At 73.0% G+C, this 21,314-nt stretch carries 20 protein-coding genes; 4 read left to right on the forward strand and 16 right to left on the reverse strand.

Annotation, left to right across the window (positions count from 1 at the left end):
• Positions 1-8: 8 nt before the first annotated feature.
• Genes ABZO31_RS04630 through ABZO31_RS04640 form a run of 3 tightly spaced genes read right to left on the reverse strand, consistent with a single transcriptional unit; the run spans position 9 to position 2,901 of the window.
• Positions 9-1,133 carry a glycosyltransferase gene (locus ABZO31_RS04630; RefSeq protein WP_406859658.1) on the reverse strand — a complete coding sequence of 375 codons (1,125 nt, stop codon included), beginning with the start codon at positions 1,131-1,133 and terminating at the stop codon, positions 9-11.
• Positions 1,130-1,912 (reverse strand): WecB/TagA/CpsF family glycosyltransferase, encoded by a 783-nt coding sequence (locus tag ABZO31_RS04635; protein ID WP_406859659.1) that lies wholly within the window; start codon positions 1,910-1,912, stop codon positions 1,130-1,132. The genes ABZO31_RS04630 and ABZO31_RS04635 overlap by 4 nt, the downstream gene beginning before the upstream one ends.
• On the reverse strand, positions 1,906-2,901 hold the full coding sequence (locus ABZO31_RS04640; protein ID WP_406859661.1) for an NAD-dependent epimerase/dehydratase family protein: 996 nt from the start codon (positions 2,899-2,901) through the stop codon (positions 1,906-1,908). Before ABZO31_RS04640 ends, ABZO31_RS04635 begins: the two co-directional genes overlap by 7 nt.
• A gap of 518 nt (positions 2,902-3,419) precedes the next feature.
• Here ABZO31_RS04640 and ABZO31_RS04645 point away from each other — a divergent pair.
• A complete protein-coding gene (locus tag ABZO31_RS04645; protein ID WP_406859662.1) occupies positions 3,420-3,815 on the forward strand; it encodes an LAETG motif-containing sortase-dependent surface protein in 396 nt (131 codons plus the stop codon).
• Between the two features lie 17 nt (positions 3,816-3,832).
• Complete coding sequence (locus ABZO31_RS04650) at positions 3,833-5,683, forward strand: DUF4012 domain-containing protein (RefSeq protein WP_406859663.1); 1,851 nt, start codon at positions 3,833-3,835, stop codon at positions 5,681-5,683.
• A 74-nt stretch (positions 5,684-5,757) separates the two neighbouring features.
• Here ABZO31_RS04650 and ABZO31_RS04655 read toward each other — a convergent pair whose 3' ends face one another.
• The 5 genes from ABZO31_RS04655 to ABZO31_RS04675 all read right to left on the reverse strand — a co-directional run bounded on the left by ABZO31_RS04655 (position 5,758) and on the right by ABZO31_RS04675 (position 11,065).
• On the reverse strand, positions 5,758-6,288 hold the full coding sequence (locus tag ABZO31_RS04655) for a low molecular weight phosphatase family protein (protein WP_406859664.1): 531 nt from the start codon (positions 6,286-6,288) through the stop codon (positions 5,758-5,760).
• Positions 6,289-6,301: 13 nt separating this feature from the next.
• Positions 6,302-7,801 carry a polysaccharide biosynthesis tyrosine autokinase gene (locus tag ABZO31_RS04660; protein ID WP_406859666.1) on the reverse strand — a complete coding sequence of 500 codons (1,500 nt, stop codon included), beginning with the start codon at positions 7,799-7,801 and terminating at the stop codon, positions 6,302-6,304.
• 152 nt (positions 7,802-7,953) lie between these two features.
• Positions 7,954-9,018: a hypothetical protein gene (locus tag ABZO31_RS04665; RefSeq protein ID WP_406859667.1), complete on the reverse strand. Its 1,065-nt coding sequence runs from the start codon at positions 9,016-9,018 to the stop codon at positions 7,954-7,956.
• A gap of 334 nt (positions 9,019-9,352) precedes the next feature.
• Positions 9,353-9,649 (reverse strand): hypothetical protein, encoded by a 297-nt coding sequence (locus tag ABZO31_RS04670; RefSeq protein WP_406859668.1) that lies wholly within the window; start codon positions 9,647-9,649, stop codon positions 9,353-9,355.
• A 48-nt stretch (positions 9,650-9,697) separates the two neighbouring features.
• Positions 9,698-11,065, reverse strand: coding sequence for a peptidase C39 family protein (locus tag ABZO31_RS04675; protein WP_406859669.1), 1,368 nt, complete (start codon positions 11,063-11,065; stop codon positions 9,698-9,700).
• A gap of 645 nt (positions 11,066-11,710) precedes the next feature.
• Between ABZO31_RS04675 and ABZO31_RS04680 the strand changes: the two genes are divergently transcribed.
• A complete protein-coding gene (locus tag ABZO31_RS04680) occupies positions 11,711-12,337 on the forward strand; it encodes a uridine kinase family protein (RefSeq protein ID WP_406859670.1) in 627 nt (208 codons plus the stop codon).
• 324 nt (positions 12,338-12,661) lie between these two features.
• A complete protein-coding gene (locus ABZO31_RS04685; protein ID WP_406859671.1) occupies positions 12,662-14,560 on the forward strand; it encodes an AAA family ATPase in 1,899 nt (632 codons plus the stop codon).
• On the opposite strand, the gene ABZO31_RS04690 is transcribed toward ABZO31_RS04685, so the two are convergent.
• From ABZO31_RS04690 to ABZO31_RS04725, 8 genes are all read right to left on the reverse strand, one after another.
• Entirely contained in the window at positions 14,557-15,621 is a 1,065-nt protein-coding gene (locus tag ABZO31_RS04690; protein WP_406859672.1) for a hemolysin family protein, read from the reverse strand. The genes ABZO31_RS04685 and ABZO31_RS04690 overlap by 4 nt on opposite strands.
• Positions 15,618-16,949, reverse strand: a complete 1,332-nt coding sequence (locus ABZO31_RS04695) for a hemolysin family protein (protein WP_406859673.1) — start codon at positions 16,947-16,949, stop codon at positions 15,618-15,620. The genes ABZO31_RS04690 and ABZO31_RS04695 overlap by 4 nt, the downstream gene beginning before the upstream one ends.
• Before the next feature lie 246 nt (positions 16,950-17,195).
• Positions 17,196-17,648 (reverse strand): PH domain-containing protein, encoded by a 453-nt coding sequence (locus tag ABZO31_RS04700; RefSeq protein WP_406859674.1) that lies wholly within the window; start codon positions 17,646-17,648, stop codon positions 17,196-17,198.
• A 35-nt stretch (positions 17,649-17,683) separates the two neighbouring features.
• Positions 17,684-18,532 carry an ATP phosphoribosyltransferase gene (hisG, locus tag ABZO31_RS04705; protein ID WP_406859676.1) on the reverse strand — a complete coding sequence of 283 codons (849 nt, stop codon included), beginning with the start codon at positions 18,530-18,532 and terminating at the stop codon, positions 17,684-17,686.
• A gap of 61 nt (positions 18,533-18,593) precedes the next feature.
• Positions 18,594-18,875 (reverse strand): phosphoribosyl-ATP diphosphatase, encoded by a 282-nt coding sequence (locus tag ABZO31_RS04710; RefSeq protein ID WP_406859677.1) that lies wholly within the window; start codon positions 18,873-18,875, stop codon positions 18,594-18,596.
• A gap of 34 nt (positions 18,876-18,909) precedes the next feature.
• A complete protein-coding gene (ribH, locus tag ABZO31_RS04715) occupies positions 18,910-19,395 on the reverse strand; it encodes a 6,7-dimethyl-8-ribityllumazine synthase (protein ID WP_406859678.1) in 486 nt (161 codons plus the stop codon).
• Between the two features lie 45 nt (positions 19,396-19,440).
• Complete coding sequence (locus ABZO31_RS04720; RefSeq protein ID WP_406859679.1) at positions 19,441-20,718, reverse strand: bifunctional 3,4-dihydroxy-2-butanone-4-phosphate synthase/GTP cyclohydrolase II; 1,278 nt, start codon at positions 20,716-20,718, stop codon at positions 19,441-19,443.
• On the reverse strand, positions 20,715-21,308 hold the full coding sequence (locus tag ABZO31_RS04725) for a nicotinamide mononucleotide transporter family protein (RefSeq protein ID WP_406865255.1): 594 nt from the start codon (positions 21,306-21,308) through the stop codon (positions 20,715-20,717). The genes ABZO31_RS04720 and ABZO31_RS04725 overlap by 4 nt, the downstream gene beginning before the upstream one ends.
• Between the last annotated feature and the right edge of the window lie 6 nt (positions 21,309-21,314).

The following is a 21,314-nucleotide window of genomic DNA, read 5'->3' on the forward strand; positions in this document are numbered from 1 at the left end:
ACCGGACGTCACGTGGTCCGGTGTGCCTCGCTGTTCCTCCCCGGTTTCAGCAGCCGCCGGTAGATCTCGACGTGCTCGGCCACCCCACGTGCCATCCCGAACCGCCGCTGTACCGGCGCTGCGGCCTGCTGCCCCCGTTCGGCGGCCGGCCGCGCGGCGGCCCGGGCCAGGGCGCGTGCCAGGGCCGCCGGCGCGACGTCCGTGAGCACAGCCGCCGGGCTCGCCTCCGCCAGGCAGCGCAGGCCCGGGGCGTCGGCGAAGACCGCCGGAAGCCCAGTGGCGAGCGCCTCGACGGCGGCGATGCTCATGCCCTCGTGCGTGGAGGGCATGGCGTACACATCGGCCGCGTGCAGCGCCTCCAGCGGATGCCGCGCCCCCAGGAACCGCACCCGGTCCGCGAGCCCGAGCCGCACGGCCAGCCGGTGTTCCTCGCGCGCCTCGTCCTCCTGCCCCAGGTGGAGGTAGACGAGCTCCGGCGGGCAGGCGCGGTGCGCCATGGCCGCGAGGACCGCGTCGTGGCGCTTGACGGTGGAGCAGTTGCCGACGCTGACAGCCACGACGTCGTGCTCGCCCAGGCCCAGGGCGGCCCGGGCTCGGGCGCGCTCCTCGGGCGTCGGCGGAGCGAAGGCCGGGTCGTACCAGTTGTCGACGACCCGGGCCGGGTTGCGGAAACGGCGGCGTTCGTTGTTCGCCACGTCCTCGCTGACGGCCACGTGGACCGTGCCCATGACCCGGAGGATCGCGCGTTGCACGACGCGCTTGGCACGCGCCTTGCCGCCGAGCGGGAAGACGTTGTGCACCGTGCTGACGACCCTGGCCCCAGCGCTGTACGCCGCCAGGGCGAGCCAGAAGTTCAGGGTCTCGTCGTGCAGATGGACAACGTCGTACCGGCCGGCCCTGACGCGTCGCCGGAACCGGAACGGCACCAGCCACCACGGGGCGTTCTCCTCATGGGCCACGTGGTAGCCGGCCGCGCGCAGGTCGGTGGCGAAGGGACCGATGTCAGGGGCCACGGCAAGGACGTCCGCTTCGACGCCGTGCTCCTTCCACTGGGCGGCCGCACTGCGCAGCATGACTTCGGCGCCCGACGGCCGCAGTTCGTTGAGGGAGTGCAGTACGCGGAGGGTCTTCACGGGCGCCTGCCTTCCGTCGTCGTCAGCCGCGGCGGCCGCACGGCGATCTTCGCCAGGTACGCGGGGTTGTTGCGGAGGTAGCGACGCCACAGGCGGCGCGGTTCCTTCGCCAGGCGGTAGGCCCACTCCAGTCCGCGCTGCTGCAGCCAGCCGGGGGCCTGCGGCTTGAGGCCGGCGTGGAAGTCGAAGGCGGCTCCGACGCCGATCAGGGCCGGGGCCTTGAGCCGGTCGCGGTGTTCGGCCATCCACCGCTCCTGCTTGGGCGTGGACAGCCCGACCCAGACCAGATCGGCGCCGGAGTCGTTGATGGCGTCGACGATCTCGTCCGATTCGCGCGCGGTCAGGGGCCGGTACGGCGGCGAGTACGCACCAGCGATCGTCAGGCCCGGGATACGGCTCACCAGCCGTTCGCCGAGGAGCTCCGGCACCCCCTCGGCACCGCCGTACAGGAACGACGACCAGCCTTCCCCGGCGGCGCGTTGGAGGACGGCCAGCATCAGATCGGGCCCGTACACGCGGCGCATCCAGGTCGCCCCGGCCCGGTGGCCGGCCCACACCATCGGCATGCCGTCGGGGACGGTGAGGCCGGACGCGTTGTGGACGCGGCGGAGCGTGCGGTCGCGCTGGCACTCCATGACGCCGTGGACCCCGGTGACGCAGACGTAGGACCGCTCACCGTTCTCGATCCAGCGCGCGATCTCCTCGACGGCCAGGTGCGGGTCGACGGCGCTGACGCCGACCCCGAGGACGTCCACGCGCTGGTGTCCGGCGGTCAGCATGTCACCGGCCGACCGTCGAGCTGCGCCTTCGCCTGGTCGTACACCCAGCGGTAGGTGGCTTCGAGTCCGTCCATGAGCGAGGTCTCCGGCGCCCAGCCCAGTTCCTTGCGGATCCGGGTGTTGTCGCTGTTGCGGCCGCGTACCCCGAGCGGGCCCGGGACGTGGCGGTGCCGCAGCCGGACGCCCGCGATCTCCTCGACGATCGCGTACAGCTGGTTGACGGAGACCAGCTGGTCCGAGCCGATGTTGAGCGGGTCGGTGACGTCGCTGCGGGTGAGGCGCAGCGTGCCCTCGACGCAGTCGTCGATGAAGGTGAAGCTGCGGGTCTGCTCGCCGTCGCCCCAGATCTCCACCTCGTCGCCGCCGGTGAGCACGGCGAGGGCGACCTTGCGGCAGGCGGCGGCGGGGGCCTTCTCGCGGCCGCCCGTCCACGTGCCGTGCGGGCCGTAGACGTTGTGGTACCGGCCGGCGCGGGTGGCGAGCCCGTAGTCCTCGCGGAAGTGGCGTCCCATGTGCTCGCTGAACAGCTTCTCCCAGCCGTAGCCGTCCTCGGGCATGGCGGGGTACGCGTCCTCCTCCCGCAGCGGGAGGACGTCTGCGTCGGTCTGCTTGTAGGCGGCGTACACGCACGCGGACGACGCGTAGAAGTAGCGGCGCGCGCCGGCGTCCCGGGCGGCGAGCAGCATGTGGGTGCTGGACAGCACGGAGAGCATGCACGCGGCCTTGTTGTTCTCGATGAAGCCCATGCCGCCCATGTCGGCGGCGAGGTGGTAGACCTCGTCGGCGCCGCCATCCAGGACCTCGGCGCAGGTGTCGCGCCGCGAGACGTCGCCCACCACGTTCTCGGCGCGGTCGTGGACCTGGTACCAGTCCTGGAGCGGCTTGATGTCGACGGCCCGCACGCTGCGGCCCTCGCCGAGCAGAGCCCTCGTCAGATGGCCGCCGATGAATCCTCCGGCCCCTGTCACCACCACATCGATGTCACCCATTGCTTGCTCCTCGGGGTTCTCCTGCGAAAGACAAGAGACACCGTTACGCAGCGAAATATGCCGATTCGCGCGTTGGACGGGTAGGAGACGCCGAGCCCACCCGGCTGGCGCAGCGGCCCGGAACGGGGCGGCCGGGGCACTCCCTCCGCACCGTCCGGCGGGACCCTCGCGGCACTTGGAGCAGACCGTGGCGACAGGGCGGCTACCCCTTGCGGGTGAGGATTCCGTACGCCCCCGGCGCAGGCGGACCCGGTGCCGCAGCCGCCTGAGCTGCGCTTCGCGCCCGGAAGGGTGCCGCCGTACGGGTCACCCCGGCCCCGGCCGACTTATCGGCCGATCGCCGCCGAGGCCCGCCCGGAGCGCACGGAGTCCGCGCTACACCATTCGGTGGCTTCTGCACGGCACCGCGATATTCACGGCCAGGATTTCCTACATATCCCTGTATCTGGCTGTTCTGGGCGCTGAACACCGCCCGCGCTGCCGCCAGGCCCTGCTCGAAATCAAGGAGAGTGGAATCGATGACGGTATCGCCGCGTTGGCGAACTGTTCTGGCCTCAGCCGCCACGGTCGCTGCGCTCGTCGTATCACCGCTGGCCGGCGCCGGGGTCGCTCACGCCGATGACCCGTACCCGCCGCACGGGAAACCGACCGGTCACCCCTACCCGCCCAAGCCGAAGCCGGACGACCACCCGTACCCGCCGAAGCCGCCCCACCCGCATCACCCCGACCACCCGCATCACCCCGACCACCCGGACAAGCCGCATCACCCCGACAAGCCGCATCACCCCGACAAGCCACACCTCGCGGACACGGGTGGCGACGAGACGAAGCTGGTCATGGGCGGTGTCGCAGCCGCTCTCGTCGCGGCAGGCGCCGGAACTGTGCTGGTCGCACGTCGCCGACGCAGCTCATGACACTTCCCAGACTGCGCATGACCTTCCGCGGGCGTCCCGGGCTGTTCCGGGACGCCCGTCGGTTGCTCCCGAGCGGCCGCGGCCCGCTGCTCAGAAAGGCGCTGCCGGTCGCCGCGGCCCTGCCACCGGTGGCGGCTGCCTGGATCGGCGTCACGGGCTGGCTCGCCCACAGCGAGCTCCGCGCCGCGCAGGACGACCTGAACGCCCTGCGCACGGCGGTGACGGCGGCCGCGGCGTCCGGGCCGGCCGCAGCCTCCGCCGGGGCCCCGGCGGAGTCCGACCAGGAGCGACTGCTGCGCTCGGCTGCCGCGCACGCCGCCCGCGCCCACGATCTGACCACCGGACCCGCCTGGTACACCGCCGCCGCGTTGCCCCTCGTCGGCGGGCCCCTCGAGACCGTGCGCGGAATCGCACAGGCCTCGGACCGGCTCGCCGGAGACGTGCTGCCGCCGCTGCTGCGCGCCGTCCCCCGCCTCACGGCGGGAGCGCACACAGGCGGCGTCCCTCGCGCGCTCACGGAGCTGGGGGGCCAGGCGCCCGCGTTCGACCGGGCGGCGCGCGCCGCGGACGAGGTGCGGAGCGCCGTCCGGCGTCTGGACCGCTCCACCTGGCTCCCGGCGGCCGACCGCGGCCGCGCGCAGCTGGCGGACCAGCTCGACCGCCTCGTCCCGCGCACCCGCGACGCGGCCGTCGCGGCCCGATGGGTGCCGTCGATGCTCGGGACCCAGGGGCCGCGGCGCTACTTCCTCTCCTTCCAGAACACCGCCGAGGCGCGCGGCACCGGCGGTCTCCCCGGAGCCTTCGCCGTGGTGCGGGCCGACCGCGGCCGGCTCACCTTCGAGCGCTTCGGCAACAACACGGAGCTGGAGGGCGTCGGCGCCGACGTGGACCTCGGCGATGAGTTCGAGGCCCAGTACGGGAACAACGGGCCCGCCGCCGTCTGGGCGAACTCCAACATGAGCCCCCACTTCCCGTACGCGGGCCGCATCTGGACCGAGGCGTGGCGCACGCACACCGGCCAGGGCCTGGACGGCGCGATCGCCATCGACCCGGGCACCCTGGGCCTCCTGCTTCGCGCCACCGGCCCGGCCCGCATGCCCGATGGCACCGAACTCACCGCCGACAACACCGTGGACCTCACCGAGCGGGCCAGCTACGCGACGTTCACCGACGTTGCCCAACGCAAGGCGTTCTTCGTCGAGGCCGCCCGCGCCGCCGCGGCACGGATGATGACCGCGTTCGACGACCCCAGCCTGCTCCCCGCGCTGCTCAGTGCCGTCCAGGACGTGCAGCGGGAGGGCCGCATGCAGCTGTGGAGCGCCCACCCCGCGGAGCAGCGGCTGCTGGAGACGGCCGGGCTCGCCGGAGCGCTCCCCGACACGCCCGGCCCCTTCGCGGGCCTGGTGGTGAACAACGCGGCCGGCACCAAGCTGGACTACTACCTGGACCGGAGCCTGGTCTGGTCGCCCGGCGCCTGCACGGACACCGGCCGGGCGGTGACCGTGACCGTGACGCTCGCCAACCGCGCCCCGGTCTCCGGTCTCCCGCACTACGTCACCCAGCGGGTCGACCACCCGCCCTATCCCACCCGCGCCGGCGACAACCGGCTGCTGGTGTCGTACTACGCGGGCATCGGCGCGACCCTGACGGGGGCCACCCTCGACGGCCGGAAGGTCGCCCTGATCCCCGGCGCCGAACGCGGCCATCCGGTGTACACGCTCGACCTGGAGCTGCCCCGGCAGTCCAGCCGCACACTGGTGCTGCACCTGCGCGAGCCGCGGGCCGACCACCCCCCGACGCTTCTGCGCCAGGCGCTGGTGACGCCCATGCGGGCGACGGTGCGCCCGACGGAGCCCTGCGGGAGCTAGGACCGTTCGCCGTCGCCGACGTGGCCGCCGCACCCACGGGGGTGCGGCGGCCACGTCGGCGTCGACGGGAGCGTTCAGGGGCGCAGGACCCCGGCCAGCGCCACGACCGCGTCGCGGACCTCCAGGGCCCGCGCCCTGAGTACGGAGGGCGAGCCGCCGCGCGGGTCGTCGATGCCGTCCGACTCGCCCGGTACGGGCACCGTCGCGCCACGTCGGGACGCGGCCAGCCGGACGGCCTCGCACGGGGTGTCCGCGACGGTCCCGCCGTTGAGGCGGATGAACTCGCGCAGGGTGAAGCACCGGCGCAGCGCCAGCGGGGAGAGCCGCACCGCGGCCTCCCGGTGGCACCGTTCGAGGCCGAGCACCAGGTCGGCCCGCTCGATCTGGCCGGCGTCGAGGCGCCGGGCGGTGAACCCCCGTGCGTCCCCGCCGAGTTCCCCGAGGATCTCGCTGGTCACGGGATCCAGCGGCACCGGCCGGCCGGCGGTGCCGGCGCTGCGGACCCGGAAGTCCGGCTCCGGCAGCTCGGCGGCCAGCAGACGTTCCGCGACCGGCGAGCGGTGCAGGTTGCCGGTGCAGACGAACAGCACTTCGAAGGTGGTCACCGGGCGGCCCGCCTCACTTCTCGCCGACGGAGGAACGGGGCAGGACGTCGACGGCCCCGCCGGGCGCCGCGGCGGGCGGGGCCGCCGCCTTGGCGGGCTCTTCGTGCGTCGCCGCAAGCCGGGGGACGGGCACTTCCGCCGGGCCGTACCCGTAGCCGTACCCCTCGCTCTTGTAGGCGGAGGCCATGCTGAAGACGGTGCCGAGGATGCGCGTGCCGGTCCTGCTCAGCGACTCGGCGGCGTTGCGGATCTGCTCGCGGCCGGTCTTGGAGGCGCGGACGACCAGCAGCACGCCGTCGGCGAGCGGCGCCAGGCCGAGGGTGTCGGCGACCGGCAGCAGGGGAGCGCTGTCCACGATGACCACGTCGTATTCGGCGGCGAGTTCGCGCAGCACCTCGGCCATCCGGCCACAGGAGAGCAGCTCGGTCGGGTTGGGCGGCACGGCGCCGCTGGTGAGGACCGCGAGCCGGCCGCCGGCCTCCTGGATCACGTCCTCGACGCGGGCCTGGCCGATGAGCACGGTCGTCAGTCCGGCATCCTGGACCAGTCCGAAGCTTCCGGCCACGGACGGGCGGCGCAGGTCGGCGTCGACCAGGCAGGTCCGCATGCCCGCGTCGGCCAGGGAGAGCGCGAGGTTGATGGAGGTGGTGGTCTTGCCCTCGCCTGGCACCGGGCTGGTCACCGCGATGATCCGCGACCGGTCGTCCACCTGTGCGAACTGCAGGTTGGCGCGCAGCTTGCGGAAGGCCTCGGCGCGCTGGGAGGTGCTGGCGGCGTCCATCGCGATCCGCTGCCGGACCGAGCTCCTGTCGTAGGGGATGGTGCCGAGGACCGGGAGCGAGGTGAACTCCCCCAGCGCATCACTGGTCTTGATGGTGGTGTCGAGCGCCTCGCGCAGTGCGACGACGCCGGCGCCGAGCAGCAGCCCGCCGAGCACGCCGGCGAGGAGGTCGAGCAGCCGGTTCGGCGAGACGGGGGCGGTGGGCACGACCGCCTGCTGGGTGACACCGAGCGACACGGGAGAGGCGACAGGACGAGTGGCCTCGGCGGCGGTCGCCGGCGCTGCGGCGGGCTTCGGCGTCTCCAGCCGCTCGACCACGGTGATGAAGCGCCCCGCGACGGCGTCGGCGATGCGTGCCGCGCGCGCGGGAACCGTGTCGCGCACCGTGATGTTGATGAGCACGGTGTTGAGCGGCGCCTCGGCGGTGATCTGGGAGGCGAGTTCCTCCGGCGCGACGTCGAGCCCGAGTTCGCGCACCACGTGCTGCGTCACCGGTCGGGTGGGGACGATCGCCGCGTACGACTGGACTCGGGCCTGCGAGAATGCCTGCCCCTGCGTCAGGTCGCTGGTGTCCACGCCGGTCCGGGTGGCGACGAAGAGTTGCGTGCGGGCCTCGTAGACCGGCGTGGTCAGCGCGGTGGCGGTCTCACCCACCCCGATGCCGAGCAGCAGGCAGACCAGGACGGTCGGCCAGCGTCTGGCGAGTACTTTCAGGTATCCACGGAGATCCAACGTGTACCCCTCACCGGGCTAGAGTGCACCATTTCGACGGCATATGACCTGAATGACCTGATCAGAATAGGTGGAACGGGTTGATCCGCCCCGCCGCCACGGTCCCCCGGACAGGTGGCGTCCACGCCGCCCGGGGGACGCACCCGGGGCGCTCACCGAGCGTCGGCCATCGCCCTGAGCTGCAGAAGCCTTCCGTAGCCCGACCGGAGCCGACGCCGGAGCCGTTCGTCCAGGATGTCGCGCAGGACGCGCGCGGCGGCGCCGACGAGGGCGGCCCCGGGGCCCCGGGGCCCGACGGACATGAGCGCCGCGGCCCGCGCACGGAACTCCTCGGCGGGCGCCGTCCAGAACCACGACGCCGGGTCGGACGCGTACGGGTACAGCCACTGGAATCCGCGGTCCTTCTCGAAGGCCAGGTTCCACAGGGTGAGTTCCGGGAGGACCTCCAGACGCTCGGGGCACCGCAGCCACGGCACCGTGGAGACGCACCGCGTGTGCCCGCTGATCTCCACGACGGGCACCCCGCGCAGCGCGTAGTTCATGAAGTGCTCGTCCGTGGAGAACCCGGGGAGTCCCTGCCGGTGGCGGTCCAGGGTGAGCCGCCAGGCACGCTCGAGCCGGTCCAGCAGGACGCGAACGTGGTGCTCGGGGATCACGAAGCAGGAGCCGGTGAACACCTCGTGACGACCAGTCGGCTCACCGAGTTCGGGGTGCATGACCTCGCACATCTCCCAGTACGGGGTCCACCGCCTCGACTCCGGGCGCATCAGGGACGGTTCGAAGTGGGCGCCCACCCGGTCCCCGACCGCGGCCAGCAGGTCGTCGAGCGGCCGCACGCAGAGCAGATCCGGCTCGATGAACACCTGCGTGCCGCCCCGCCCCCGCAGCGCCTCCATGGCGTCCAGGTGGTACAGCGAGCTGGCCCAGCCGTCGCCGAGCCCCTCCGGAGGCCGGTGGGCGAAGGGCGCGAGTACCGTCTCCACCCCGATCCGCGCCAGCTGCCCCGCGTACGGCTCGGGCAGCGGTTCCGCGGTCACCAGCACCAGATCGACCTCCGGATTCCACCGGCGCACGGAGCCGAAGGCGGATGCCATGCAGCGGAAGTAGGACAGCGCCGGCTCCTCCCCCGGCCGCCCGCGGCACTGCGCGCTCTCGGCCTTCGGCATCCTCACGAACGCGATCGCCGCCGTCACCTTGCTGCCCGGCAGAGCCGTCATCACCTGCTCCCTCGACGCACGGACCGACGCGTGCATCATGGAGCGGCGGCAACCGGAAATCCGGCGTGCCCGGCAGCGCCCCGGGAATTGCCCACGAACGGACGCACGTCACGGGCCACGATCGCCCGCACAGCTCGCCCGGCGGCCTCCTCCTCCGCGGCGCGCGGCACGATCTCGCGCTCGGCGACCTCGTCCGGGTCGCGGAGCGCGGCGACCGGCGGCTGTGGCGGGAGGAGTATGCCCGTTCGGCGGGACGGGCCATGCACGGATCCGCCCGACGGCTCCGGCCGTCGGGCAGATCCACCGGTCACGGGCGGCTCCCCGGCCCGGGCGCTCAGAACGGGCTGGGCACCTGGGTCCAGATGATCACCACGAGCACCATCTGGAGGGCGACCAGCACGCGTACGGTCGTCCAGCGGAACGCCACCGCCCCCGCCCCGATGCCGAACAGCGTCGACAGCACCAGGCAGAAGAAGGCGCCCGCCGCGGTGTCACGGTCGCCGGTCGGCGTGTTCTCGACGCCCACCGCCGGAAGGCTCAGGGCCAGCATGAACAACGCGACGACGAACAGCGCGGCGGCCAGGATCCCGCGCGCCCAGAGGACGACGGGCTTCTTGTTCTCGGATATCACTTTCGTTCCGTCCTGCATCGGCGGCCGATGCGCGGGGACTCCGGTCGGTCAGGCCCGGATGCCGACGGCCTCCAGGGCCTTGCACTGGGCGGGCGTCGGGCGGGCCGGGAAGTAGAGGTAGCAGACACCACCGCTACCGGACACGATCTTGCCGCTCGCGTTGTACCTCTTCGTACGCAGCCAGATGTTCTCCCACTCGCGCCGGGCGTAGACCCGGCGGACCGCCTCGTTGCTGGGCGAGGCCGGGTCGTTGGCGATCACGTCGCCGTCGGCGGTGAAGCCGATCACCGTCATGAGGTGGCCGGAGGTGCCGTAGCCCGCCCCCGTCAGCTCCTCCTTGAGGAACGACTGCGAGGTGATCACCGGGATGCCGGCGGCGATCAGGGTCTCCACGTCGGTGAGCGTGCGCAGCCGGGTGACCACCGCGGCCATCTCGTCGTACGTGGCGCAGTACGCGGCGTTGAAGGGCCAGTTGCCGCAGCCGGAGTACTGGTGGTCGTAGGTGTTCCGAGCCGCGTGGCAGACCTGCGGGTCGGCGTAGTCCGGGTTCACCCAGGCCAGGTCCTCGGCTGTCGGTCGGCGCTCCCAGTACTCGACGATCATCTGGGAGGAGGTCGGGCTGCACCAGGCCTCGCCGCCGTTGTCGTACTCCGGGTACTGGCCGGTGTGGATGTTCTGCGAGTAGCGCGGCACCGCCAGCTCGCGGGCGACGCCGGGCGTCGAGGCCGGGACGGTGAAGCGGTCCGGGATGTCCGAGGCCATCGCGCCGAGCCGCCAGACGCGGGGTGTGAGGGCCGTACCCGGCTTCCGGTACAGCGTGACGCGCAGCCGGTACGCGAGCAGGCGCAGCCCGCTCGCCGCGTCGTCGACGGCGAGGGTGTCGGTCCAGACGGTGCTGCGGCCGTCGGTCTGGTCGTCGACCGAGGTGCGCCGGATGTCGCCGTCGCCGGAGGCCCAGCGGCCGAGGACGTACCAGGGCGTCCAGGAGCCGTCGGAGTACGCGGCGGTCGCCTCGATCTGCAGCCAGGTACCGGCCGGAGTGGCGGCGTTCCAGGAGGCGATGACCTCGGTGGCGGGGACGGTCGAGGCGTGCGCCGGGGAGGTCCAGGTGGCGTACTCCCAGGTCGCGGTCTTCCCGCTGTGCGGGTCGGCGTACTCGGTGCGCCCGGCGGGGGCGTCGATCACCAGGGCGGGGCGCAGGCCGGCGACGGGCCGGACGCCGGCGGCCTCGCCGGAGCGCCAGTCGGTGTACGTGGTCCAGGCGCCGTTGTCGACGAGCCCGGGCTCGGGCGCGTGCCGTCCGGGTGCGGCCGCCGGCGGGCGCGAGGTGGCGGTGGCCGGCGTGACGGCGGCCGCACCCGCGGCGGCGGCGAGCGCGGCGGTCAGCACGGTCCTGCGCGGAGTGGAGCTGGTCATGAGACCCCCGGTCGAATGCGTGGTCGGGACGGGTGGTGTGCGCCCTGGGGCGGGCTCGCGGGCGAGCCGGACGGCGCGTGGACTGCGGCCCGCGCCCGGCAGTGCACCGGTGTGGTGCGGGGCGGGGGTCTGAGGCGGATGGGGACGTGGGAGGCGGGCGGGGTGGGTGGTGCGGGGCGGGTCGGCCCGGCGGTAAGCACGGTCGGTCGGCGGTGGGCACGGGGCAGGTCCGGCAGTGGGCACCGGGCAGGTCCGGCGGTGAGCGGCGGGCAGGTCCGGCGGTGAGCGGCGGGCAAGTCGGTGCTGGTGCACGGCGTGCTGGTCGGCGGGCACGGAGGGCGAGGTCGGCGGCGCCCGCCAGCAAGGTCCGTGGTGCTCGGCAGGCGTGGTCGGCGGTGGGCAGGTCCGTGGTCTTCGGCAGGCGTGGTCGGCGGCGGGCAGGGGCGTGGTCGTGGTGTTCGGCAGGCGCTGTGCGCGGTGCGCGGCATGGCCTCGCCGCGCGCCGCGCACCGTCACTATCGCGCCTGCACCACGGGCCGGGCCAGCGCTTCGGGGCGTGTGGCGTGAGCAATATTGGTCTCTACCATTGGCGTTCGTACCCGGCTGACCTGCATCGGTGCGGGCGGACCTCGATACGCTGGGGTCATGGACCTCCTCGAACGCGCCGCCGCGCTGCGCGCCCTGCCGCCCTCCTGCGGGCCCGTGCGGCTCGTCGCCGTGGACGGGCACGCCGGCTCGGGGAAGTCCACCTTCGCCGCCCGTCTCGCCGCCGCGCTCGGGGACGCGCCGGTGCTGCATCTCGACGACCTTGCCAGCCATGAGGAGTTGTTCGCATGGACCCCTCGGCTGCTCGAGCAGGTCATCGGCCCGTTCTCGCGCGGCGAGGACGCGTCCTACCGGGCCTACGACTGGAACGCGCGGGTCTTCGGCGCGCCCCGCCCCCTGCCCGCCGCACGGGTCGTCCTCGTGGAGGGGGTCGGCGCGGGGCGTCGCGCACTGCGGCCGTATCTGGCGCGGCTGTTGTGGATGGAGCGGGAGCCGGAGGCGTCCTGGGTGCGGGGCCGGCACCGGGACGGACCGGAGCAGTCCGCCTTCTGGGACGGCTGGACGGTGGCGGAGACACGCCACTTCGCGACGGACCCCTCGCGTCCGTTCGCGGACACGCTGGTACGGGAGCGACAGGTGGGGTACGAGTGGCTTCCGGGGCCTGCTGAGGCGGCCGCCGAAGACCTGATCCTCACGGATCGTGACCGCGCTCGACCTCCGTACTGAGCAGTCGGACACCGACCTGCCGGACTGTCCCAACTCGGCTTGACCGACGGGGCGTACAGGTCTTACGTTCTCAATGTGCGGCTTTTCGGAGCCGCCGCAGACGCGAAGCCCCCGGTTGTTCCCCCGTGATCGGGGGCTTCGTTCTGCCCTCGTTCGCCACCTTCCTCCGCACCGCGCGACCCCGTCCGCCTACCCAGGGTCACCACCGGCGGTTCGCCGCGGATCATGCCCGACGCCTCACTCGTCCCCCCGCTGCGCAGGTACGATGCCCCAGGTGCGGTCAAATCCCGTCCACGAGAAGGCGGTTGGGTAGTGGGGGACGCGATGGACAGTGGCGCCCGCGGCGTCCACGCCCCGGCCGAGCTCGCCTGGCTGCGCGGCGTCGACGCGTACACCATGGGCGCGTACCCGCAGGCGGAGGAGGAGTTCCGGACCGCCGTACGGGTCGATCCGGGCATGGCCGACGGCTGGCTCGGGCTCCACGCGCTGCGCGTCGACACCACCACCGCGTTATTGCGGATGTACCGCAACCGCGACCGCTTCGGCGAGCAGCGGGCCCGGCACCGGCGCACCCTGAACTCCTGGTACTGGCTGGGCTGGTGGGTCCAGCCGGTGCTCGAATCCCCCCGTGACCTGCTCCTCGCCCACGCCTCGCACTGGCTGGACGGCCGGCACGTGCCCGAGCTGGACCGGGCGCTGGCCGGCCTGCCGCCGGTGGACACCGATCCCCAGGTCCGCTTCCTGCACGCCTGCCGCGCCTATCTCGTCAAGGACTGGGACCAGCTGGTCCGGCACACCGAACCGCTCGTCGACGATCCGCTGCTCGGCATCGAGGCCGGACTCTTCGGCGGCATGGCCCGGGTCCGCCTGGAGATGTACGCGCAGGCCGAACCGCTGCTGTCCACCGCGCTGATGCGCTGCCGCAGCGAGCAGCCGCAGCGCAAGGAGCTGCGGTACTGGCTCGCCCGGGCGCACGAGGGCACCGGGCGCAGCGCCGCCGCGCTCCCCCTGTACCGGGCGGTGCACCGGGTCGACCCGACGTTCATGGACACCTCGGCCCGGCTCGCGGCGATCGCCGAGTACGACGGCTTCGACGGCACCGAGGACCCCGCCGGGTACGCGGCGGTGGCGCTCGGCGGCCTCGGTCAGGACAGCGTGGAGGCGGACCGGGTCGAGACCGAGGGCCCGCTCGGGGACCCGCCGCGGCTCGGCGGCGAGCCGCTGCAGCCGCCGCCGGGCGCCCCGCCGCCCGCTCCGCCGCCGGACGGCGTGCGCGAGAAGGCCGCCGTGCCCGGCCGGCCGCCGGCGCCGCGGTTCCCGGTCGGCGCGACCGACCCGGCGCTGCTGGCCGAGGCGCTCGCGGAGCTGGCCGGGATGGTCGGCCTGGAGCCGGTGAAGCGGCAGGTCAGGGCGTTGTCGGCGCAGCTGGAGATGGCCCGGCTGCGGGCCGCGCAGGGGCTTCCGGTGCAGCCCCCGAAGCGGCACTTCGTCTTCTCCGGCCCGTCCGGGACCGGGAAGACCACGGTCGCCCGGATCCTCGGCCGGGTCTTCTACGCCCTGGGGCTCCTCGGCGGCGACCATCTCGTGGAGGCCCAGCGGGCCGACCTGGTCGGTGAGTACCTCGGGCAGACCGCCGTGAAGGCGAACGAGCTGATCGACTCGGCGGTCGGCGGGGTGCTCTTCGTCGACGAGGCGTACGCGCTCTCCAACTCCGGCTACAGCAAGGGCGACGCGTACGGCGACGAGGCGCTGCAGGTGCTGCTGAAGCGCGCCGAGGACAACCGGGACCACCTCGTGGTGATCCTCGCCGGCTACCCGGAGGGCATGGACCGGCTGCTCGCCGCCAACCCCGGGCTCTCGTCGCGGTTCACCACCCGGGTGGACTTCCCCTCGTACCGGCCGCTGGAACTCACCGCGATCGGCGAGGTGCTGGCCGCGGCGAACGGGGACGGCTGGGACGAGGAGGCCCGGGACGAGCTGCGCTCGATCAGCGGGCACGTCGTCGACCAGGGCTGGATCGACGAGCTGGGCAACGGCCGATTCCTGCGCACCCTGTACGAGAAGTCCTGCGCCTACCGCGACCTCAGGCTCTCCGGCTACGCCGGCACGCCGACCCGCGAGGACCTGGCCACGCTGCGCCTGCCGGACCTGATGCAGGCGTACGGCGAGGTCCTGTCGGGTCGCGGGCCCACGGCCCGCGACCCCCAGGACCCGGCGGCCTAGCCGACGGCGGTGCGGTGGGCGGGGCCGGGGACCTCGTCCACGCGGTGCGCGGGGTCGCGGACCTCGCCCACCAGGAGTTCCAGGACGTCCTCCAGGGCGACCAGGCCGAGCACGCGCCCGGAGGGGTCGGCGACCTGCGCGAGATGAGTGGCCGCGCGGCGCATGACCGTCAGGACGTCGTCGAGCGGCAGCTCGGAGCCCAGGACGGGCATCGGGCGCCAGACGTGCTGCGGCACCGCCCGCTCGCGGTCCTCCAGGTCGAGCACGTCCTTCACGTGGACGAAGCCCATGAAGCGGCCGCCGCGCCCGCCCCCTACCGGGAAGCGGGAGTAGCCGGTGCGGACGGTCAGTTCCTCGATCTCCCCGGGCGTCGCGGACGGGGTCACCGTCACCAGCTCCGACGTCCGGATCAGGACGTCCGTCACCGGGCGGCTGCCCAGCTCCAGGGCGTCCTCCAGGCGCTCCTGCTCCGCCGGGGCGAGGAGCCCCGCCTGGCCGGCGTCCTCGACGAGCCGGCCGAGCTGGGTGCTGGTGAACACCGCCTCGACCTCGTCCTTGGGCTCCACCCCGAACAGCCGCAGCACCGCACCGGCGCACGCGCCGAAGGCCGTGGTGATCGGCCGGCAGAGCCGGGCGAAGGCGACCAGGGCGGGGCTGAGCAGGAGCGCGGTGCGCTCCGGGTCCGCCATCGCGAGGTTCTTCGGCAGCATCTCGCCGACGACGAGGTGGAGGAAGACCACGAGCGCCAGGGCGATCACATAGCCCAGCGGGTGGATCAGGCCCTCGGGGACATGGACCGCGTGGAAGACCGGCTCCAGGAGCCGGGCCACGGTCGGCTCGGCGACCGCGCCCAGGGTGAGCGAGCAGACGGTGATGCCGAACTGGGCCGCCGCCATCATCTGCGGCAGGTTCTCCAGGCCGTACAGGACCTGGCGGGCCCGGTGACCGGGAACCGTCTCGATCTGGCTGCGCCGCACCGAGACCAGCGCGAACTCCGCGCCGACGAAGAAGCCGTTCGCGACCACCAGGAGCAGCGCGAACAGGAGTTGGAGGGCGCTCACCGGGCGGCCTCCGGGACCCTCGCGGTCCGGACCAGTCGGACCCGTTCGGCGCGGTACCGGTCGACCTGGCGCACCGAGAGCCGCCAGCCCGGGAGTTCGGCGCGGTCCCCGGCGGCGGGGATGCGTCCGAGGAGGTCGGCGACGAGACCGGCGACGGTCTCGTACGGCCCGTCGGGCACTTCGAGACCTATCCGGTGCAGGGTGTGCACCCGGCAGCTTCCGTCGGCCTCCCAGGCGGGCTGGCCGTCCTCGGCGGCGACGGCGGTGAGTTCGGGGCGTTCGTCGGCGGCGGTGTCGTGCTCGTCGCGGACCTCGCCGACGAGCTCCTCGACGATGTCCTCCAGGGTGACGACGCCCGCGGTGCCGCCGTACTCGTCGACGACGACCGCGATGGGCTGCTCGCGGCGGAGCCGTTCGAGCAGCACCTGCACGGGCAGCGTCTCGGGGACGAGCAGCGGCGGCACGGCGATCCCGCCGACCGGGGTGCGCAGCCGTTCCTCGGCGGGGACGGAGAGCGCGTCCTTGAGGTGGACCATGCCGGTGATCTCGTCGATGCGGTCCCGGTAGACCGGGAAGCGTGAGAGGCCGGTGGCCCGGGTCAGGTTGAGCACGTCGGCCGCGGTGGCGTCGGACTGCAGCGAGCTGACCTTCACCCGCGGCGTCATGACGTGCTGGGCGGTGAGTTCGGCGAGCGACAGGGTGCGGACGAACAGGTCGGCGGTGTCCTGTTCGAGGGCGCCGGCGCGCGCCGAGTGCCGGGCGAGGGCGACGAGTTCGCCGGGGGTGCGGGCGGAGGCGAGCTCCTCGGCCGGTTCGACGCCGAACAGCCGGACGAGCCGGTTGGCGACGGCGTTGAGCAGGGAGATCACCGGCCGGAACGCCGAGGCGAACAGGTACTGCGGTCCGGCGACGAAGCGGGCCACCTGGAGCGGCCGGGAGACCGCCCAGTTCTTGGGGACCAGTTCGCCGACGACCATCTGCAGGGCGGAGGCCAGGAGCATGCCGGTCACCACGGCGATGCCGCCGACCATGCCGTCGGGCAGTCCGAGCGCGGTCAGCGGTCCGGAGAGGAGCGCGGCGAGCGCGGGCTGGGCGAGCATGCCGACGACGAGCGAGGTGATGGTGATGCCGAGCTGGGTGCCGGAGAGCTGGAACGACAGCTCGCCGAGGGCCTTGACGACGGTCCGCGCGCGCTGGTCGCCGGTGGCGGCGGCCTGCTCGGCCTCGGGCCGTTCCACGGTGACGAGGCCGAACTCGGCGGCCACGAAGAAGCCGTTGGCGAGGATCAGAACGAAGGCCGCGAGCAGCAGCAGGAGGGGGATGATCATGCCGCCGCCTCGTGGGAGGGGGCGGCGCAGGTACTACCGGACGATCCGTCCATTGCCGGAGGGAGTCACTCCTCGGTTCGCAGGGAGGCCCCGCGGGGCCGGCGGGGCGGCCCGCACACGCGAGGCGGTGGCACCGCGTCGGTGCCACCGCCTCCAGATTAGTCACGCCCGGCCGTCCCGGGGCAGGGGGTCGGCCCCGTATGGGGGACCCGGTTTCACCCTCGGCCGGACGGGGTCGCCGCGCGGTCAGTCCGCGTCGGGGCCGGTGCCCCGGGCGTCCGCGAGGGCCCGCAGGGCGCGGGCGTCGCGGATAGCCTGCTCCTTGGCGATCCCCGGCTGGATGCCGAGGGCGGGCAGGCTGGTGCCGTCGCTCAGGTCGAGGAACACCCAGGCGTCGCCCGGGCGCAGGTTGACCCGGAGGATCTCCGCCCAGGCCAGCCGGCGGGTCCGGGTCAGGTTGACGACCGTGACGCCCTCGTCGTCGGCGACGACCTTGGGACGGCTGAGCAGGGTCAGGATCCCGAGGAACAGTGCCGCGGTGAAGAAGAAGCTGATCCGCTCCGCGGGGCTGAGCCGCTCCAGCAGCAGGGCGACGGTGCAGATGACGACGAACATCACCGTCCCCAGGGTGAGCAGGACGATCCGGGTGCGCTGCGGCCGGAAGGTGACCGGCAGGGCGGGGACGAGCGGGTCGGACATGCGCGGGAGGTTCCTTCGGGGTCGCCGGTCGGGCGTCAGAGGCGGCAGGCGTGGATGGCCGTGGTGAGGATGGCGCGGGCGCCCAGCTCGTACAGGTCGTCCATGATCCGCTGCGCGTCCCGGGCGGGGACCATGGCGCGGACGGCGACCCAGCCCTCGTTGTGCAGCGGCGAGACCGTCGGCGACTCGAGGCCGGGGGTGAGCGCGACCGCCTTCTCCAGGTGCTCGGCGCGGCAGTCGTAGTCCATCATCACGTAGCTGCGGGCGACGAGGACGCCCTGGAGGCGGCGCAGGAACTGCCCCACCTTCGGGTCGTCGGCGGTCGCGCCGGTGCGCCGGATCACAATCGCCTCGGACTTCAGGATCGGCTCGCCGATGACGGTCAGGCCGGCGTTGCGCAGCGAGGTGCCGGTCTCGACGACGTCCGCGATGATCTCGGCGACGCCGAGCTGGATCGCGGTCTCGACGGCGCCGTCGAGGTGGACGACGGAGGCGTCGATGCCCTGGTCGGCGAGGTGCTTGGCGACGATGCCCTCGTACGAGGTGGCGATCGTCATCCCGCCGAAGTCCTGCGGGCCCTCGGCGGTGCCGGGCTTGGTGGCGTAGCGGAAGGTGGACCGGCCGAAGTTCAGCGGCAGGATCTCCTCGGCGTTGGCGCCGGAGTCGAGCAGCAGGTCGCGGCCGGTGATGCCGATGTCGAGGCGGCCGGACGCCACGTAGATCGCGATGTCCTTGGGGCGCAGGTAGAAGAACTCGACCTCGTTGTCGGGGTCGACCGTGACGAGTTCCTTGGACTCCTTGCGCTGCCGGTAGCCCGCCTCATGGAGCATCTCCATCGCAGGTCCGGAGAGAGAACCCTTGTTGGGGACGGCGATGCGCAGCATGGGACGGGCTTCCTTTGCCTCGGGTGGGGGTGTGCTTCGGGGGTTTCTCTGGAGGACGTGCTCAGAGGTGGGCGTAGACGTCGTCGAGGGAGATCCCACGGGCGACCATCATCACCTGGACGTGGTACAGCAGCTGCGAGATCTCCTCGGCGGCGGCGTCCTTGCCCTCGTACTCGGCGGCCATCCAGACCTCGGCGGCCTCCTCGACGACCTTCTTGCCGATGGCATGGACGCCCTTCTCCACCAGTTCCGCGGTGCGGGAGGTGGCGGGGTCGCCGGTCTCGGCCTTGAGCTTCAGCTCGGCGAAGAGGTCTTCGAAGCTTTTGCGGGTTTCGTTCGCCATGATGTCCTAAGAGTACGGGGTGCCGATCCCCTGCTCAGCGCCAGGGTTCGCTCACGGTGCGCAGTGTGGTCGCGGTGGCGACGGCGGCGGTGACCGCCTCGTGGCCCTTGTCCTCGGAGGATCCCTCCAGGCCGGCCCGGTCCAGGGCCTGCTCCTCGTTGTCCACGGTCAGGACGCCGAAGCCGATGGGTACGCCGGTGTCGATGGCGACCTGGGTGAGGCCGTTGGTGACGCCCTGGCACACGTACTCGAAGTGCGGGGTTCCACCGCGGATGACGACGCCGAGCGCGACGACGGCATCGTAGCCGCGGCCGGCGAGCACCTTCGCCACCACGGGGAGTTCGAAGCTGCCCGGGACGCGCAGCAGCGTCGGCTCGTCGATGCCGAGCTCGGACAGGGCGCGCAGGGCGCCGTCGACGAGACCGTCCATGATCTTCTCGTGCCACTGGGCAGCGATGACCGCGACCCGGAGGTCGCCGCAGTTCTTCACGCTGAGGACGGGTGCGCCCTTGCCGCTCATGTTTCTCCTTGCCGGTGGTGCGTTCAGTGGTGCGTTCGGACGTGGTTACTGGTTTCCGCAGGTGGTGGCGGTGGCGCCGTCCAGCCAGGGCAGGTCGTGCCCCATCCGGTCCCGCTTGGTGGTGAGGTAGCGCAGGTTGTGCTCGCCCGCCTGGACCGGCATCGGCTCGCGGCCGCTGACCTGGAGTCCGTACCGGCTGAGGGCGGCGGTCTTCTCGGGGTTGTTGGTCATCAGCCGCAGGCTGCGGACGCCGAGATCGGCGAGGATCTGCGCGCCGGCCGCGTAGTCGCGGGCGTCGGCGGGCAGGCCGAGCTCGAGGTTGGCGTCGAGGGTGTCGCGGCCGCGCTCCTGGAGCTCGTACGCGCGGAGCTTGGACAGCAGCCCGATGCCCCGGCCCTCGTGGCCGCGCAGGTAGACCACGACGCCGCGGCCGGCCTCGGTGATCCGCTCCATGGATGCCTGCAGCTGGGGGCCGCAGTCGCAGCGCAGCGAGTGGAAGATGTCGCCGGTCAGGCACTCGGAGTGGACCCGGACCAGGATGTCCTCGCCGTCGCCGAGCTCGCCGTGGACGAGGGCGATGTGCTCGACGCCGTCGACGGTGGAGCGGTAGCCGTACGCGGTGAAGTCGCCGTGCGCGGTGGGCAGCGCGACCTCGGCCTCGCGGCGGACGGTCGGCTCGGCGGAGCGGCGGTAGGCGATCAGGTCCTCGATGGAGATGATCGTCAGGCCGTGCTTGCGGGCGAAGGGCACCAGTTCGGGCAGCCGCAGCATCACGCCGTCCTCGCCGGCGATCTCCACGATCGCGCCGGCGGGGCGCAGTCCGGCGAGCCGGGCGAGGTCGACCGCGGCCTCGGTGTGGCCGTTGCGGGCGAGGACACCGCCCTCCTTGGCGCGCAGCGGGAAGATGTGGCCGGGGCGGACGAAGTCGCCCGCCTCGTACGTTCCGCTGGCCAGCATCTGCAGAGTGACGGCGCGGTCGGCGGCGGAGATGCCGGTGCTGACGCCGTGCGCGCTGCTCGCGTCGACGGAGACGGTGAACGCGGTCCGCATGGACTCGGTGTTGTGCTCGACCATCTGCGGCAGCTGCAGGCGGTCCAGCTCGTCGGCCTCCATGGGCGCGCAGATCAGTCCGCGGCACTCGCTCATCATGAAGGCGACGATCTCGGGGGTGGCCTTCTCGGCGGCGACGACGAGGTCTCCCTCGTTCTCGCGGTCCTCGTCGTCGACCACGACGACGGGGCGGCCCGCCGCGATGTCGCGGATGGCCTGCTCGACGGGGTCGAGGGCGAGGTCGGTGGTGTTCCAGACCGGAAGCGCGCTCATGCGGGGGCTCCTTCCAGAGCGGTGGGAGCGGTGCGCGTCCGGAGCCACCAGTCGCGCATGCCCCAGATGACGAGGGCGAAGTAGATGACGTAGACCAGGCCGGAGAAGGCGAGACCGCTGCTGAAGGCGAGCGGGACGCCGACCAGGTCGACGAGCAGCCAGGCGAACCAGAACTCGACCAGGCCGCGGGCCTGGGCGACCATGGCGACCAGCGTGCCGACGAAGATGTACGCGTCGGCCCAGGGGCTCCAGGACAGCGACGGGTACAGGGTGAACAGCCCGCCGACCGCGAGGGTGCCGAGGACCGCGGCGCCGAGGAGCAGTCCGCGCTCCTTCCAGGTGGCGAAGCGGACGGCGATGGAGCCGTCCTGGGCCTGCTGCCGGCCGCGGGTCCACTGGTGCCAGCCCCAGGCGGCGACGCCGATGACCAGGATCTGCTTGCCGACGCCGCCGGCCAACTGGGCGGAGGCGTACGCGGCGACGAGGATCAGGCCGGACAGCAGCTGGGCGGGCCAGGTGAGGACGGAGCGCCGCCAGCCGAGGGCGAGGGCGATCAGTCCGATGGTGTTGCCCAGCATGTCGGACCACATGATGTG

It is taken from the genome of Streptomyces solicamelliae (assembly GCF_045348655.1).
GTDB classification, from domain to species: domain Bacteria; phylum Actinomycetota; class Actinomycetes; order Streptomycetales; family Streptomycetaceae; genus Streptomyces; species Streptomyces solicamelliae.

Coding starts and splice junctions, on each gene's coding strand:
- ribH (WP_406859678.1), bottom strand. CDS start 19,395: ATGAGCGGCAAGGGCGCACCCGTCCTCAGCGTGAAGAACTGCGGCGAC.
- ABZO31_RS04635 (WP_406859659.1), bottom strand. CDS start 1,912: ATGCTGACCGCCGGACACCAGCGCGTGGACGTCCTCGGGGTCGGCGTC.
- ABZO31_RS04650 (WP_406859663.1), top strand. CDS start 3,833: ATGACCTTCCGCGGGCGTCCCGGGCTGTTCCGGGACGCCCGTCGGTTG.
- ABZO31_RS04725 (WP_406865255.1), bottom strand. CDS start 21,308: ATGTGGTCCGACATGCTGGGCAACACCATCGGACTGATCGCCCTCGCC.
- ABZO31_RS04675 (WP_406859669.1), bottom strand. CDS start 11,065: ATGACCAGCTCCACTCCGCGCAGGACCGTGCTGACCGCCGCGCTCGCC.
- ABZO31_RS04720 (WP_406859679.1), bottom strand. CDS start 20,718: ATGAGCGCGCTTCCGGTCTGGAACACCACCGACCTCGCCCTCGACCCC.
- ABZO31_RS04640 (WP_406859661.1), bottom strand. CDS start 2,901: ATGGGTGACATCGATGTGGTGGTGACAGGGGCCGGAGGATTCATCGGC.
- ABZO31_RS04645 (WP_406859662.1), top strand. CDS start 3,420: ATGACGGTATCGCCGCGTTGGCGAACTGTTCTGGCCTCAGCCGCCACG.
- ABZO31_RS04695 (WP_406859673.1), bottom strand. CDS start 16,949: ATGATCATCCCCCTCCTGCTGCTGCTCGCGGCCTTCGTTCTGATCCTC.
- ABZO31_RS04685 (WP_406859671.1), top strand. CDS start 12,662: ATGGACAGTGGCGCCCGCGGCGTCCACGCCCCGGCCGAGCTCGCCTGG.
- ABZO31_RS04680 (WP_406859670.1), top strand. CDS start 11,711: ATGGACCTCCTCGAACGCGCCGCCGCGCTGCGCGCCCTGCCGCCCTCC.
- ABZO31_RS04710 (WP_406859677.1), bottom strand. CDS start 18,875: ATGGCGAACGAAACCCGCAAAAGCTTCGAAGACCTCTTCGCCGAGCTG.
- ABZO31_RS04700 (WP_406859674.1), bottom strand. CDS start 17,648: ATGTCCGACCCGCTCGTCCCCGCCCTGCCGGTCACCTTCCGGCCGCAG.
- ABZO31_RS04665 (WP_406859667.1), bottom strand. CDS start 9,018: ATGACGGCTCTGCCGGGCAGCAAGGTGACGGCGGCGATCGCGTTCGTG.
- hisG (WP_406859676.1), bottom strand. CDS start 18,532: ATGCTGCGCATCGCCGTCCCCAACAAGGGTTCTCTCTCCGGACCTGCG.